Below are 13,664 nucleotides of genomic sequence, written 5' to 3' on the forward strand. Positions count from 1 at the left end.
GAAACCCAGCCCCGCTCTCACTGGACGGAAAACTTCACCCCGTCTGGATCGCGCGGGACACGCCGAGCGCGGCCATCCGGACCACCGGGATCAGTGGCGAGAGGTTCGGTGTGCTGCTGGGCACGACCACGGAGATGGCGGCGATGACCTCGTCGGCGACCCCGCGCACCGGCGCCGCGACCGACGACGCGCCGTCGGTCATCTCGTCGCGCGAGATGCTGAAGCCGGAACGGCGGATCTCGGCGAGCACACCACGCAGCTGCGCGGGATCGGTGATGGTGCCGCTGGCCCGGCGGTCCAGGCCGGCCGACACCACCTCGTCCAGGCACTCGGCGGGCGCGTGCGCCAGCAGCACCTTGCCGGGCCCGGTCGCGTGCAGCGGCAACCGTTTCCCGACGCGGGAGGTGACCACCACGTCCGGGTGCGCCTCGAGTTTTTCGAGGTAGAGCGCGCGGCCCTCGTCGAGCACCACGAGGTGTACGACCTCGCGGGTCACCTGCAGCAGGTCCTGCAGGAACGGCAGCGCGACGTCGCGCAGCTCCCGCCCGGTCGGCGCCTGCGAGCCGAGCTGCCACATTCGCAGGCCGATGCGGTAGCGGCCCCGACCGGTGCGTTCGAGCGCGCCCCAGCCGACGAGCTCCGCGAGCAGCCGGTAGACCGTGGCGGGCGCGAACCCGGTGGCCCGTGTGATCTCACCGTGCGTCTGCTCGGGGCGGCCGTCGAGGAACGAGTCCAGGATCGCGAACGCACGGCTGAGCACCGTGCGCCCGGGTTCGGCAGCGTTGCCGGCGATCGCGCGCCTCCCTGACCTCGGGGATACCGAGTCGCCCATCATCCGCCGGTGACGCGCCGGAGGCAAGCGCGGGCGACCCGGTGCCCCCTCAGGAGGCCAGGTTCCACGCCTTCCCGACCTGCGCCGCCGCGCACACGCCCACGGCGAGGAGGTAGGCACCGGCGTGCCCGCAGTGGTCGGGACCCGTGCCGGGGGCGACCGGCTGACCGTGGCCCATGCCCGTGATCGAGTAGGTCTCGACCGCCGCGCGGCCCGAGCCGTCCCGGTACACCGCGTGCGGGAAACCGCCGACGGTGTCCGTTGTGGACGGTGTGGCGGCCACGCCCGCGACGTTCGTCCACTGGTCGGTGAGCTCACGCAGGTTCACCGGCGCGACGGTGAAGTCCGCCGTGCCCTGCCACAGGCTCACCGTGGGCCGCGGGCCCGAAAACGCCGACGCCGCACGGACTTTCGCGCCCCACTGCGCGGGCGTGAGGTCCTTGCCCGGGTACATGCACGAGTACGCGTCGAGCGCCGAAGACGCACAGCCGTACGGCAGACCGGCCACCACCGCACCACCGGCGAACAGCTCCGGGTAGGCGGCGAGCAGCACCGACGTCATCGCCCCGCCCGCGGACAGGCCGGTGACGTACACCCGTGACGCGTCGGCACCCGCATCCGCGACCGCGCGGCGCACCATCTGCGCGATCGACTCGGCCTCCCCCGACCCGCGGGTGGTGTCGGAAGGCTGGAACCAGTTGAAGCAGCCGGTGATGTTGTTCGCGGGCTGCTGCTGCGGCAGTACGAGGGCGAAGCGCCAGCGATCGGCCAGCTCGACCCAGCCGGCGCCCTGGCCGTAGCCGGTCGCGTTCTGCGTGCAACCGTGCAACGTCACCACCACGGGCCGCCCGGCGGGCAGGCCGTCGGGTACGTACTCGTACATCTTCAGCGCACCCGGGTTCGCCCCGAACCCCGTGACCTCCTTGATCGCCGCCGCCGACGCGAACCCGGGCAGCAGCACCAGCAGAGCCGACACCAGCAGCCCGGTGAGGACCTTCCGCACACCGACCACCTCCTCGTGACCTCGGTGAGCACCGTCACGCTCAGCGTAGGAACTCCGCACTCCGCGTTCCCACGGTGCGGACCACCACAACTCGCGCCCGGATTGTGTGGTCACGCCGGATACCGCCCGCGGTGGTCCAGTCCTACGGTTCCGGCATGCGTACGCGGCGGTTCCCCCTCGTCCTCGCCGGTCTGCTCGCCGGCACCGTCCTCGCGGCGCCTGCGGCGACCGCGGCCCGGTGCACGCCGGTCGGTGTTCCCGGTGCGGCACACCAGGAACAGGCGTGCCTCGCCGACCTGACCACCACCGGCACCCTCGCCACCGGCCACACCGTCCAGGCGGACTGGGCGGGCCTGACCTCGGCCGCGCTCCCCGCGCCGAGCGGCGTGCCCGGCGTCCAGGTCGACGGCTACTTCCCCGACACGTCGACGACCAACACCAACCACGGGTGGAACCACGACGCGCAGTTCGTGCTGCGCCTGCCGGACCGCTGGAACGGCGGTCTCGTGGTCTCCGGCTCCCCCGGCACGCGCCGCCAGTACGCCAACGACCGCGCGATCGGCGACCAGGTGCTCGCCGCCGGGTACGCGTTCGCGGCCACGGACAAGGGAAACACGGGCACGGACTTCTACTCCGACGGACGCAACCCCGGCGACGCGCTCGCCGAGTGGAACGATCGCGTCACCCAGCTGACCGTCGCCGCGAAGCTCGCCGCCGCGCGGCACTACGGCCGCCCGCCCGCACGGACGATCGCGGCCGGGCTGTCCAACGGCGGGTACCTCGTGCGCTGGCAGCTGGAGAACCGGCCGTGGCTCTACGACGGCGGCGTCGACTGGGAGGGCACGCTCTGGACGGCCGACGGACCGAACCTGCTCACGTTCCTGCCGTCCGCCCTGCGGAACTACCCCGCCTACGCGGCCGGTGATCCCCAGGCGCACCAGGCGATCCTGGCCGCGGGTTTCGCGCCGGGCTCGGAGTTCCTGTGGCCCTACCACGACCAGGTCTACTGGGATCTGACGCAGCGCACCTACCGCGCCGAGGTCGACCCTGGGTTCGACGGCGCCCTCGCGGCCGGGATCCCGTTCTGCCCCACCGGAACGCCGGCGTGCGACGCCGACTACGACTACGCGGCCCGGCCCGCCGCCGTCCACCGGGCGGTCGCGAAGGTGGCGCTCACCGGGCGGATCGGCCGGCCGCTGATCACCCTGCACGGCACGCTGGACAGCCTCCTGCCGATCAGCCGCGACTCCGACGTCTACGACCGCGTGGTCGAGCACGCCGCCCGGGGCGCGCTGCACCGCTACTACCGCGTCGAGGACGGCAACCACGTCGACGGCCTGGTCGACACGTTCCCGGACCGGCTGCGGCCGATGGCCCCGTGTTTCCGCACCGCGTTCACCGCGCTCGCGAGCTGGCTGCGCGGGGTGCAGCCGCCGGTCTCGGCGACGGTGGCCCGCCCCGCGGGTGCGACTCCCGCGGAGCTGGCCACCGCCTGCTCACTCTGACCGGGTGTCAGGAAGCCGAGGACTCCTTGCGGCGCAAGCCGTACCCGGCCTTCATCAGGAGCAGCAGCACCGTGCCGAGGATCAGCGGCTGCTGCAGGATCAGCTGCACCACCTGCGGCAGCACCTTCATCGTCGCGGGCGGCACGAACAGCCCGCCGATCGCGGTGATGAACGGGAACCCGGCGAGCATGAGGTTGTCGCGGGACCAGTGCACGCCCGAGAGGGCGTCGATGGCGCTCGCGAACAGCACTCCGAACAGGACGGTGCCGGCCGCGGCGAGCACCGGGAGCGGCACGGCCTGCAGCAGGTGGTCGAACGGGCCGAGGCCGCCCAGCACGAGCAGGATGACGCCGGTCGCCAGCGTCACGTAGCGGGAGCCGACCTTGGTCACGCGCAGCAGGCCGATGTTGTCCGGGTAGGCCAGCGTGGACATGCCGCCGAAGACCGCGCCGACGGTGCTGCCCAGGACCTCGCCGAACACGCCCTGCGAAACGCGGTAGCCGGACAGCTCCTGGCCGCCCCAGCCGGCGACGATGTCGTAGGTCGCGATGCTCTCCGCGATCGCCGGGAACAGCGTGATGAAGAAGATCAGCACGAGCTCGCCGTCGACCGAGAAGCCGAACGGGAAGATCCGCGGCACCGTGAAGCCCACGTTGTGCACCACGCCCGCGAAGTGCGTCGGTTCGAAGATCGCGTACACGACCGTGCCGACGACCACCGCGACCAGCACGGCACCGCGGCGCAGGATGGTTCCCTTGGGCAGCAACGTGAGCAGGATGACGACCAGTGCGGTGACCAGGCCCGACACGAGGTTCATGCCGGGGAACCCGGGGCTGCCCGGCGTGCCCAGCACGTTCGGCAACGCGGTGCTGGTGAGCTGGGTGGCGAGGATCAGCACCAGGACACCGCAGATGATCGGGTCGCGCACGAACTTCGACAGGTACGTGACCAGCCCGTACTTCTTGATCGGGATGGCGAGCACACACCAGATCAGCCCGGCCACGACCATCGAGCCGAACGCCGCGCCCAGCCCGCCCTTGCCGTGGCCCACGGCCAGCAGCGCGGCCAGCGAACCCGCGTACGGGCCCTGCACGATCGGCAGCCGCAGCAGGAACACCGACTGCAGGATCACCACGAGCCCGGACGTCATGAACGTGACGCCGTAGAGGTAGGCGGTGTCGGTGGCCGACAGCTTGAACGCGGTGCCGATCAGGGCGGGGAAGATCAGCAGCCCGGCCATGCCGAGGATGTTCTGGACCCCGAGCCCGATCGAACTCGAGATCTTGACCTTGTCGTCGATCCCGACGTCGAAGATCGGCACGGGTTCGGCTTCGGGGGTGGCAGCAGGAGCCGTGGCGGCGGCGGTGACGGCCATGGAGGTAGCTCCAAGCGATGACGGACGGCGGTGACGGCCATCGAGCGGGGGGACGGGGAGCGGAGCGGCGAGCGGTCGAACGAGGGACGGGTCAGGCTTCGGTGGACTTGCGCAGGCGCGCGGCCCACCGTTCGAGGTAACCGGCGAGCACGATGCGGATCAGCACCGACGCCTTCATCGGCGGTGCTTCGTCGAACTGGGGAGCGGGACGGGGCGGGGTCGCGGTCGCCGTGGCGGTCGTGGCGGAAGCCGCAGCCGCCGCGGCCGGAGCGGCCGAACCGTTGACCGCCGGGGTGGGAGCGGCAGCCGGGGCCGGGGCTTCTTCCCCGGCCTCGATCCGCTGCCGCACCCGCGAAGCCAGCTCACCGACCATCCGCCCGGACACGTCGGACATGATGCCCCGGCCGAACTGCGCGAGCTTGCCGGAGATGGTCAGGTCGGTCTCGAGGGCGACGTGCGCTCCCCCGTCGGCCGGCGTCACGCGCATGGTCGCCTTGGCTTTCGCCGTGCCGGCGCCGCGGGTGTCCTTGCCGTCGGCCACCAGCACGGCGACGCGGGCGGCGCCGTCCTTCTCGACGATCTTCGCGACGCCCTGGTAGGCCGCCGTGACCGGGCCGACCTTGATCTTCACCTTGCCGCGGTAGGAGTCGTCGCCCAGGTCCTCCACGAGCTCGGCGCCCGGGAAGCAGGCGGCCACGTTGTGCGCGTCCTGCAGGAAGGTGAAGACCTCGTCCGGGTCGGCGGCGACGTCGAAGGAGTTTTCGATGAGCATGCGGTGCCTCTCAGTCCTGGTCCGCGGCGGCTGCGATGGATTCGGCGATCCGCGCCGGGGTGATCGGCGCGCGCGTCACGCGGGCCCGCAGCGGCCGCAGCGCGTCCTCCACGGCGTTCGCGATCGTGGCGGGCGCCGGGATCGTGCCGCCCTCCCCCGCGCCCTTCACCCCAAGCGGGTTGAGCGGGCTGGGGGTCTGGATGTGGAACAGCTCGACCGGCGGCACCTCGGTGGCCGACACGAGTGCGTAGTCGAGGTAGCTCGTAGCCTGCGGCTGGCCTTCGACGTCGTACACCGGCTCCTCGTACATCGCGTTGCCGATGCCGTGGGCGAAGCCGCCGAGCACCTGGCCGTCGACCAGCAGCGGGTTGATCACGTTGCCGCAGTCGTGGCCGATCACGTACTTGAGGATCTCGATCTCGCCGGTCTCCGGGTCGACCTCCACGAGCGCGGCGTGCGCGCCACTGGCGTAGGCGGCGCGCTCCGGCGAGAAGTAGCTGGAGGTCTCGATGCCGGCCTTGATGCCGCGCGGCATCGTGATGCCGTGCTTGCCGATGTTGGCCGTCTGCGCGAGCTGTTGCAGGGAAACGGACTTCTCCAGGTCGCCGCCGAGACAGGCCTTGTCGCCCACGAAGTCCACTTCGGACGCATCGCAGCCGAGCAGGACCGACGCGGTGTCGAGCAGCCGTTCGCGCATCTGCTTCGCCGCGTCCAGCACGGCCGGCCCGCAGGTGGCCGTGATGCGCGAGGCGAACGTGCCCTGGCCGAACGGGATCCGGGCCGTATCGCCGGTCTTGACCTCGATGTAGTCCATGTCGAGCCCGATGCCGTCGGCGGCGATCTGCGCGTAGACGGTCTCGTAGCCCTGGCCCTGCCCGGCCGCCGCGAGCGTGACGAGGATGCGGCCCTTGTTGGTCAGCCGGATCTTCGCGCCCTCGTACGGGCCGAGGCCGCAGCCCTCGATGTACACCGAGAGGCCGATGCCGAGGTAACGGCCTTCCTGGCGGAGCTTGGCCTGCAGCGCGCGCGCCTCGTCGTAGCCGATGCGTTCGAGCGTGCCTTCCAGCAGCGTCGGGAAGTCGCCGCTGTCGTAGGTGAGCGGGCTGCCGTCGCGGAACATGATGCCGACCTTGTACGGGAACTCGTCGGCCTGGATCAGGTTGCGGCGCCGCACCTCCGCCGGGTCGAGCCCGAGGTGCTCGGCGATCCGGTCGATCATCCGCTCCATCACGAACACCGCCTGCGGGCGGCCCGCGCCGCGGACCGACGACGTCGGCACCATGTTCGTGTAGCACGCGCGCAGCTCGATCGCGATGTTCGGCACGTGGTACGGGCCGGGCACGGTCGAGGTGGTGATCGACGGGACCTGCAGGCCCGCGCAGTAGGCGCCCTGGTCGTGCTCGATCACGTCCTTGACCGCGAGCAGCAGCCCGTTGTCGTCGAACCCGACGTCGACGCGGTGGGTCTGCGAGCGCTCCATCATCGAGGTGACCATGTTCTCCTGGCGGTCCTCGACCCACTTCACCGCGCGGCCCAGCTTCATCGCGACCCACGGGATCACGACCTCTTCGCCGTAGAACTGCGCCTTCGGGCCGAAGCCGCCGCCGACGTCGGCCGGCGCGATCACGCGGATGTCGTCCTCGGCCATCTCGTAGATGACCGACAGCTGCTGACGCGCGTAGTGCGGGGCCTGCGTGGTGTCCCAGATGGTGACCTGGCCGGTCGCCGCCTCGAACCGGGCCGCCACGCCGCGCGTCTCCATCGAGTGGCCGCCGCCCCGCATCACGAAGAACTCTTCGGACAGCACGTTCGGCGCGTCGGCGAGCGCCTTCGCCGCGTCGCCCGCGCTCTGGGTGAGCAGCACGGCGACGTTGCTCTCGTCGCCGGAGTGGGCCAGCGGACCGTTCTCCTGCAACGCGACGGCGGTCGACGCGACGGCGGGCAGCACCTCGAAGTCGACCTCGATGAGCTCCAGCGCGTCCTCGGCGAGGTACCGCGACTCGGCGACGACGACGGCGAGCGGCTCCCCGACGTAGTGCAGTTCGTGCGGCGGCATCGGCAGCCGCGGGTAGTCGCGCAGCTTCGGGTGCTGCACCTTCGGCGCCAGCGGCTTCTGGATCTCCATCAGGTCGGCGCCGGAGTACACCGCGATCACGCCGGGCAGCGCGAGGGCCTCCGTGGCGTCGAAGGAGAGGATCTTCGCGTGGGCGTGGGGCGAGCGCAGGAACGCGGCCGCGAGCGCGTCGGGCAGATCGAGGTCGTCGAGGTAACCGCCGTGGCCGGTCAGCAGGCGCTCGTCCTCGCGGCGCTCCACACGCCGGCCGATCATCGTGCCTTCGGGGACCAGGGTGTCGCTCATGCGTTGCCGTCCTTTCCGGCCGAGGCTTCCAGCACGGACTTCACGAGGCCGGTGTAGCCGGTGCAGCGGCAGATGTTGCCGGACAGCACCTCGCGGGCCTGCTCCTCCGTCGTCACGCTCTCCTCGCGCAGCGCGGCCGTCACGCTCATCAGGAAGCCGGGCGTGCAGAACCCGCACTGCAGGGCGTGGTTGCGCTTGAACGCGCACTGCAGCGGCGACAGCTCGCCGTCTTCGGCCAGACCCTCCACGGTCTCGACCTCGGCGCCGTCGGCCTGCACGGCGAGCATGAGGCACGAGCGCGTGGCCGCGCCGTCGACGATCACGGTGCACGCGCCGCAGACGCCGTGCTCGCAGCCGAGGTGCGTGCCGGTGAGGCGCAGCTTCTCGCGCAGGAAGTCGGCGAGCGTCATCCGCGGATCGACGACGGCCTCGTACTCGCGGCCGTTGACCGTGCACCCCACGGTGTGCGTCTCGTCCTGGGTGCGGACGGGGAACTCCGTCGCGTGGTCACGCACGGCTGGCCTCCAGCTTTCCTCGGATGTCGGCGAGCGCGCGCTTGACCAGGACGCCGGTGAGGCGGCTGCGGTACTCGGCGCTCGCGTGGATGTCGCCGGTCGGGTCGACCTGCGCGCGGGCGGCGGCCTCGACGTCGGGCCACAGCTCGTCGGTCAGGGACGCGCCGGTCACCAGCGCCTCGACGTCGGTGAGCCGGTGCGGGGTGGGCGCGACACCCGCCGCGGCGATCCGGCAGGTGGTGAGGACGCCGGCGGCGTCGACCTCGCACACCGCGGCCACGCCGGCGAGCGCGAAGTCCCCGCGCCGCGTCGCGAACTCGCGGAACGCCGAGAACTGGTTCGCCGGCGGACGCGGCACGCTGACCTGCAGCAGCAGCTCGTCGGGTTCGAGCGAGGTGGTGAGGTGGAAGAGGAAGAACTCTTCTGCCGGCACCTCGCGCACCCCGCGCGACGAGGCGATCGTGAACGTCGCGTCGAGCACCGAGAGCACGCTCGGCAGCTCGGCCGCCGGGTCGGCGTGGGCGAGGCTGCCGCAGATCGTGCCGCGGTTGCGGATCTGCGGGTGGGCGACCTGCGCCAGCGCCTCGGTGAGCACGGGCAGCACGGCGGCGGCCTCGGCCGAGCGCTCGACGCGGCGCTGCCGCACGAGCAGCGGGATCGTGATGCGCGTGTCGCCGAACGTCGGCTCGGCGTACTCGGCGCCCAGGCGGTTCACGTCCACCAGGTGCTCGAAGCGGGCCAGGCGGAAGTTGAGCATCGGCATCAGGCTCTGGCCGCCGGCCAGCACCTTCGCGTCGTCGCCGTACACCTGCAGCGCGGCGAGTGCTTCGTCGAGGCTGCGCGGCGAGTGGTACGTGAACTTTCCGGGTTTCACTGGCTCTCCGAACCGGTCTTCAGGTGCGCCCGCACGCGCTCGGCGAGCGCGGGCCGTTCGATCAGGGACATGTGCCGCAGGCCGGTCTGGACCTCCAGCTCGGCACCGGGGATGCCGTCGGCGAGCGCGGCCGCCATCTCCGGCGGCGTCGCGTAGTCGTGCTCCCCGACGAGCACGAGCGTGCTCGCGGTGACCGACGGCAGCAGCGAGCGGGAGTCCATCTCGCCCATCGCGATCGACGCCGCGGCGTGCGCCTCGCTGTTGGTGCGCAGGAAGATCTTCACGATCCGGTCGGCCTCGTTCGGGTTCGCCTCGCGGAACTCCGGGGAGAACCAGCGGTCCAGCTGGAACGCGACCTGCTTCGAGCGCGGCACGGACACGGCCTTCTCCGCGCGCTCGGCCCACACCTCCGGCGCGTCGTCGCCGTAGTACGCCGTGGTGTCGGCGAGCACGAGCGAACGCACCCGGGCCGGGAAGCGGCCGGCGAAGTTCACGCCGACGCTGCCGCCCATCGACAGGCCCAGCAGCGACACGGTCTCCAGCCCGAGCGAGTCGAGCGCGACGCCGAGGTCGTCGGCCAGGTCGGCGATCGAGAACGGCTTGCCGTCCCACGCCGACTCGCCGTGGCCGCGCAGGTCGAACGCGAACACCTGGAACTCGTCGGCGAGCGCCTCGGCCAGCGGCGTCCACAGCTCGCCGGAGGTGGCGAGCGGGTGCAGCAGCACCACGGGCTCGCCCGCGCCCCAGCGGCGGACCGCCAGCGGGCCCGCGGTCGAGGTGGACGGGATCATGCGGGCCTCCGGAAGATCTTCTCGGCGTTGGTGCGCAGGATCGCCTCGGTGTCGCTTTCGGACAGTCCGGCGTCCAGCACGGTGTGCACGGGGCGCGGGTCGCCCAGCGCGAACGGGTAGTCGCTGCCCAGCACCACGTGGTCGGAGCCGACGAGCCCGGTGAGGAAGCGGATGGCGGGCGCGGACAGCGCGACGGTGTCGTAGACGAAGTCGCGCAGGTAGTCCGACGGCTTGTCGCGCTCCAGCTCCCCGGCGAACGCCTCCTTGGTGCGGTAGCCGCCGTCGAGCCGGCTCGCCTGGTACGGCAGGAACCCGCCGCCGTGGACGAGGATCAGCTTGAGGCCGGGGTGGCGGTCGAGCAGGCCGTGGAGGATCAGCTCGGTCACGGCGACGGTGTTGTCGATCAGCCGGCCGTGGACGTTGCCCATGGTGCCGAGCGTGGCGAGCTCGCCCGAGGGCCCGTACGTGGGCGGGTGCAGCACCACCGGGATCTCCTCGCGTGCGGCGACCGTCCACAGTGGCTCGAAGTTCTCCTCGTGCGGCGCCGAGCCGGTGAGCGGGTCGGTGCTCAGCATGACGCCGGTGAACTCCGGGCGCTTCCACACCTCCAGCAGGTCCGCGGCGGCCTGCTCGCCGTCGTCGGTGGCCACGGTCGCCAGCGCGGTCGTGCCGCCGCCCAGCTCGGCCACGGACTCGGCCATCGCGTCGTTGACCGTGCGGGCCCAGTCGCGCGCGGCCGGCGGTTCGAGGAACGCCGACTGGATGTCCATCCACGGCGAGATGACCTGGGTGGCCACCCCCGTCTGCGCGCGCCAGCCGGCCCGCGGGCCGGTCTCGTTCATCCGCGCGCCGATCGGGCGCGTCTCGCCCATGCCGGGCACGTCGACGACCCAGCCCTTCTCCGTGCGCCGGGCGCTGAAGCCGCACGCGGGCGCCTTCTCGAGCGCCGCGAGCAGCGACGGCGGGACGATGTGCGCGTGCGTGTCGAGAACCGGGTAGGGGACGATCTCGTCGCTGTCCGTCCGACTCACCTCTCAGTGCCGAAGACCACGTGTGGGAAAACTCGCTGGTGCTCGACGCTAGGTGGCCAGGACAGGGCCAACCAGCGCGCTTTGCTGTCGGCCCCGGTAAGCAGTTCTTACAGCGGCCCCCTCGCGCGAGCGGGGCCCGGCGTGATGCGATGACCGGAGCCCGGCACCACCACCGGGTGAGAACGAAAGGCGGGTGCCCGTTGACGGGGACAGGACTTCCGCGGCGCAACGTCGTCGTGGCCATCACCGGGGCGAGCGGTGCGTGTTACGGCGTGCGCATTCTGCAACTGCTGCGCGAGCGCCCGGACTTCTCGACGCACCTCATCCTGTCGAAGGCCGGGATCGTGACGCTGCGCCACGAGTGCGACCTGTCCGCCGAGGACGTGCGCGAGCTGGCCGACGTCACGCACCGGCCGGGCGAGATCGGCGCGACCATCGCGTCGGGGTCGTTCCCCGTGGAGGCCATGGTGGTCGCCCCGTGCTCCATCAAGACGCTCTCGGCCATCGCCACCGGCTACACCGACGACCTGGTCGCCCGCGCGGCCGACGTGTGCCTCAAGGAGGGCCGGCCGCTGCTGCTGATGGTGCGCGAGACGCCGCTGCACCTCGGGCACCTCAAGTCGATGACCGCCGCGGCCGAAGCGGGCGCCATCATCGCGCCCCCGGTCCCGGCCTTCTATTCTCGACCCGAGACGATCGACGACCTGGTGGACTTCACCGCCCGCCGCGCGCTCGCCCGGGTGGGCCTGTGGGAGCTCGCGCCCCCGGCGTGGGACGGTGACGTGACCAGGCGCAAAGACGCTCTCACCCAAGGTGGCTGACGGCGGGACCGCGCGAGCGGTCGGGAAAGGACTCGGGTGCTCGAAGCTCGGCGACTGCAGATCTTCTCGGCGGTGGCCGAACGCGGCTCGTTCACCGCGGCGGCCGAAGCCCTGTTCATGACCCATTCCGCCGTGTCGCAGCAGATGGCGCTGCTGGAACGGCAGCTGGGCGTGACACTGATGATCCGCGGCCCGCGCGGCATCGAGCTCACCGACTCCGGGCGCATCCTCGCCGAGCGCAGCACGGGCCTGCTCGGCACGATCGCGAACATCGAGCAGGAGATGGCCGACCTCAAGGCGCAGCAGTCCTACGTGCGCCTGGGCGCGTTCCCCACGGCCGGCGCGGACCTCATCCCGCGCGTGGTGCGCACGTACCAGGAGCGCTACCCGGACACGAAGATCGTGCTGCGCTCGGCCCACGCGTCCGACATGCCCGCGAACCTGCGCGACGGCTCGATCCACCTGGGCCTGGCCTGGGACTACGACTTCGACCCGCGCTCGGTGCCCGCCGACATCGAGTGGATCCACCTGGCCGACGACCCGCTGTGCGTGCTCGTGCCGGTGGACCACCCCGTGGCCGGCGAGTCCGAAGTGGAGCTGCGCGAGCTCGCGGGCGAGAGCTGGGTGGTGCGCAGCCACCGCCCGCCGTACGACGAGGCGTTCACGACGCTGTGCCGGCTCGCCGGGTTCGAGGCCGACATCGGCTTCGCCACGGAGGACTACCTGTCGGCACAGGGCCTGGTGGCGGCGGGCGTCGGCATCAGCGCGGCGCCGCGGCTCGCGCTGGTGGCGCTGCGGCCCGACGTCGTCGCCGTGGACATCGCCGGTCCCGCGCCGCGCCGGCGCATCGCGGCCGTCCGGCTGCTCAACGCGAGCCACCCGCCGGCCGCCCAGCAGATGCTCGACGTGCTGCGCGCGGCCACGACCCCCGAGGAGACCCCGTGACCGTGCCGGACGAAACCGGCGAACGGCCCGGAACCGACGTCCTGCGCCGCATCCTGCGCGACGGGCGCACCGAGATCTCGCTCGTGGACCGCATCGTCGAGGACCTCGCGGTGCAGATCATCGACGGCCGCCTGCCGCCGGGAGCCGACGTGAACTCCGTCGAACTCGCCCGCCGCTACACCAGCAGCCGCACGCCCGTGCGCGAAGCGCTGCTGACGCTGCAGCGCGAAGGCCTCGTGGACATCCCCGCCCGCCGGCGCCCGCGCGTGGCGCCGGTGACGCTGAGCCAGGCACGCGAGATGTACGAGATCCGCGCGAGCCTGCACGGCCTGGTCAGCGAGCTGATCGTGCGCAACGCCCCCGACAGCGCGCTCGACGTGCTGGACCGGTGGCAGGCCCACCTGCGCGACGACGCCGAACGCGGCGACGTCGACTCCTACTTCTGGCACAACGTCACGTTCCGCCAGGCCGAGGCCGAGGTCGCGGGCAACCACCAGCTCACCCGCCTGCTCGGCTCCCTGGGCCTGCGCACGCTCCAGCTGCGCCACGTCAGCCTGTCGCTGCCCGGCCGCCTGACGCGCTCGGTGGACGACCACGAACGGCTCCTGGAGGCCTACCGCGACCGCGACGCCCCGCTGGCCGTGGCGCTGACGAAGTCCATCATCACGGCCGGGCTGCAGGCGATAGAGGAGTCCGGCTGGTCCGGCCTGCAGGTCGAGCGTTCCCCCGGGCCCGTCGCCTGACGCGTGCCGCCGGACGTCCCGGCCGGACGCGGGTGACCGGCGCCTGTGCGCGGGTCGGGGCCTCGCGCGCACAGACGGCGGTTACGCGCGCCCGGCCG

General features: G+C 72.1%; 13 protein-coding genes. 4 read left to right on the forward strand and 9 right to left on the reverse strand.

The window, feature by feature from the left end; translation table 11 throughout:
• Window positions 1-34: 34 nt before the first annotated feature.
• Complete coding sequence (locus AB0878_RS04910) at window positions 35-832, reverse strand: IclR family transcriptional regulator (protein ID WP_366576581.1); 798 nt, start codon at window positions 830-832, stop codon at window positions 35-37.
• 49 nt (window positions 833-881) lie between these two features.
• Entirely contained in the window at window positions 882-1,835 is a 954-nt protein-coding gene (locus AB0878_RS04915; protein ID WP_366576583.1) for a PHB depolymerase family esterase, read from the reverse strand.
• Between the two features lie 155 nt (window positions 1,836-1,990).
• Between AB0878_RS04915 and AB0878_RS04920 the strand changes: the two genes are divergently transcribed.
• Complete coding sequence (locus AB0878_RS04920) at window positions 1,991-3,340, forward strand: tannase/feruloyl esterase family alpha/beta hydrolase (protein ID WP_366576585.1); 1,350 nt, start codon at window positions 1,991-1,993, stop codon at window positions 3,338-3,340.
• A gap of 7 nt (window positions 3,341-3,347) precedes the next feature.
• Here the strand turns inward: AB0878_RS04920 and AB0878_RS04925 are convergent, their stop codons facing one another.
• From AB0878_RS04925 to AB0878_RS04955, 7 genes are all read right to left on the reverse strand, one after another.
• Window positions 3,348-4,715 (reverse strand): solute carrier family 23 protein, encoded by a 1,368-nt coding sequence (locus AB0878_RS04925; protein WP_366576587.1) that lies wholly within the window; start codon window positions 4,713-4,715, stop codon window positions 3,348-3,350.
• A gap of 91 nt (window positions 4,716-4,806) precedes the next feature.
• Complete coding sequence (locus AB0878_RS04930; protein WP_366576589.1) at window positions 4,807-5,487, reverse strand: SRPBCC family protein; 681 nt, start codon at window positions 5,485-5,487, stop codon at window positions 4,807-4,809.
• Window positions 5,488-5,497: 10 nt separating this feature from the next.
• Entirely contained in the window at window positions 5,498-7,846 is a 2,349-nt protein-coding gene (locus AB0878_RS04935) for a xanthine dehydrogenase family protein molybdopterin-binding subunit (RefSeq protein ID WP_366576591.1), read from the reverse strand.
• Entirely contained in the window at window positions 7,843-8,307 is a 465-nt protein-coding gene (locus AB0878_RS04940) for a (2Fe-2S)-binding protein (protein ID WP_366576996.1), read from the reverse strand. Before AB0878_RS04940 ends, AB0878_RS04935 begins: the two co-directional genes overlap by 4 nt.
• A 46-nt stretch (window positions 8,308-8,353) precedes the next feature.
• Window positions 8,354-9,235: a xanthine dehydrogenase family protein subunit M gene (locus AB0878_RS04945; protein WP_366576593.1), complete on the reverse strand. Its 882-nt coding sequence runs from the start codon at window positions 9,233-9,235 to the stop codon at window positions 8,354-8,356.
• Window positions 9,232-10,026 carry an alpha/beta fold hydrolase gene (locus AB0878_RS04950; RefSeq protein ID WP_366576595.1) on the reverse strand — a complete coding sequence of 265 codons (795 nt, stop codon included), beginning with the start codon at window positions 10,024-10,026 and terminating at the stop codon, window positions 9,232-9,234. Before AB0878_RS04950 ends, AB0878_RS04945 begins: the two co-directional genes overlap by 4 nt.
• Entirely contained in the window at window positions 10,023-11,057 is a 1,035-nt protein-coding gene (locus tag AB0878_RS04955; protein WP_366576597.1) for an amidohydrolase family protein, read from the reverse strand. The genes AB0878_RS04950 and AB0878_RS04955 overlap by 4 nt, the downstream gene beginning before the upstream one ends.
• 200 nt (window positions 11,058-11,257) lie before the next feature.
• Here AB0878_RS04955 and AB0878_RS04960 point away from each other — a divergent pair, with 200 nt between their 5' ends.
• The 3 genes from AB0878_RS04960 to AB0878_RS04970 are packed head-to-tail and all read left to right on the forward strand — an operon-like array spanning window position 11,258 to window position 13,566.
• Window positions 11,258-11,878, forward strand: coding sequence for a UbiX family flavin prenyltransferase (locus AB0878_RS04960; protein WP_366576599.1), 621 nt, complete (start codon window positions 11,258-11,260; stop codon window positions 11,876-11,878).
• Window positions 11,879-11,914: 36 nt separating this feature from the next.
• Window positions 11,915-12,823 (forward strand): LysR family transcriptional regulator, encoded by a 909-nt coding sequence (locus AB0878_RS04965; protein ID WP_366576601.1) that lies wholly within the window; start codon window positions 11,915-11,917, stop codon window positions 12,821-12,823.
• A complete protein-coding gene (locus AB0878_RS04970; protein WP_366576603.1) occupies window positions 12,820-13,566 on the forward strand; it encodes a GntR family transcriptional regulator in 747 nt (248 codons plus the stop codon). Before AB0878_RS04965 ends, AB0878_RS04970 begins: the two co-directional genes overlap by 4 nt.
• Window positions 13,567-13,664 lie beyond the last annotated feature (98 nt).

Origin of the sequence: Amycolatopsis sp. NPDC047767 (assembly GCF_040704195.1) — a bacterium.
Taxonomy (GTDB): domain Bacteria; phylum Actinomycetota; class Actinomycetes; order Mycobacteriales; family Pseudonocardiaceae; genus Amycolatopsis.

Bases quoted from the DNA above. Each gene is read 5' to 3' on its own strand.
- AB0878_RS04910 (WP_366576581.1), bottom strand. From the start codon at position 832: ATGGGCGACTCGGTATCCCCGAGGTCAGGGAGGCGCGCGATCGCCGGC.
- AB0878_RS04920 (WP_366576585.1), top strand. From the start codon at position 1,991: ATGCGTACGCGGCGGTTCCCCCTCGTCCTCGCCGGTCTGCTCGCCGGC.
- AB0878_RS04925 (WP_366576587.1), bottom strand. From the start codon at position 4,715: ATGGCCGTCACCGCCGCCGCCACGGCTCCTGCTGCCACCCCCGAAGCC.
- AB0878_RS04930 (WP_366576589.1), bottom strand. From the start codon at position 5,487: ATGCTCATCGAAAACTCCTTCGACGTCGCCGCCGACCCGGACGAGGTC.
- AB0878_RS04935 (WP_366576591.1), bottom strand. From the start codon at position 7,846: ATGAGCGACACCCTGGTCCCCGAAGGCACGATGATCGGCCGGCGTGTG.
- AB0878_RS04950 (WP_366576595.1), bottom strand. From the start codon at position 10,026: ATGATCCCGTCCACCTCGACCGCGGGCCCGCTGGCGGTCCGCCGCTGG.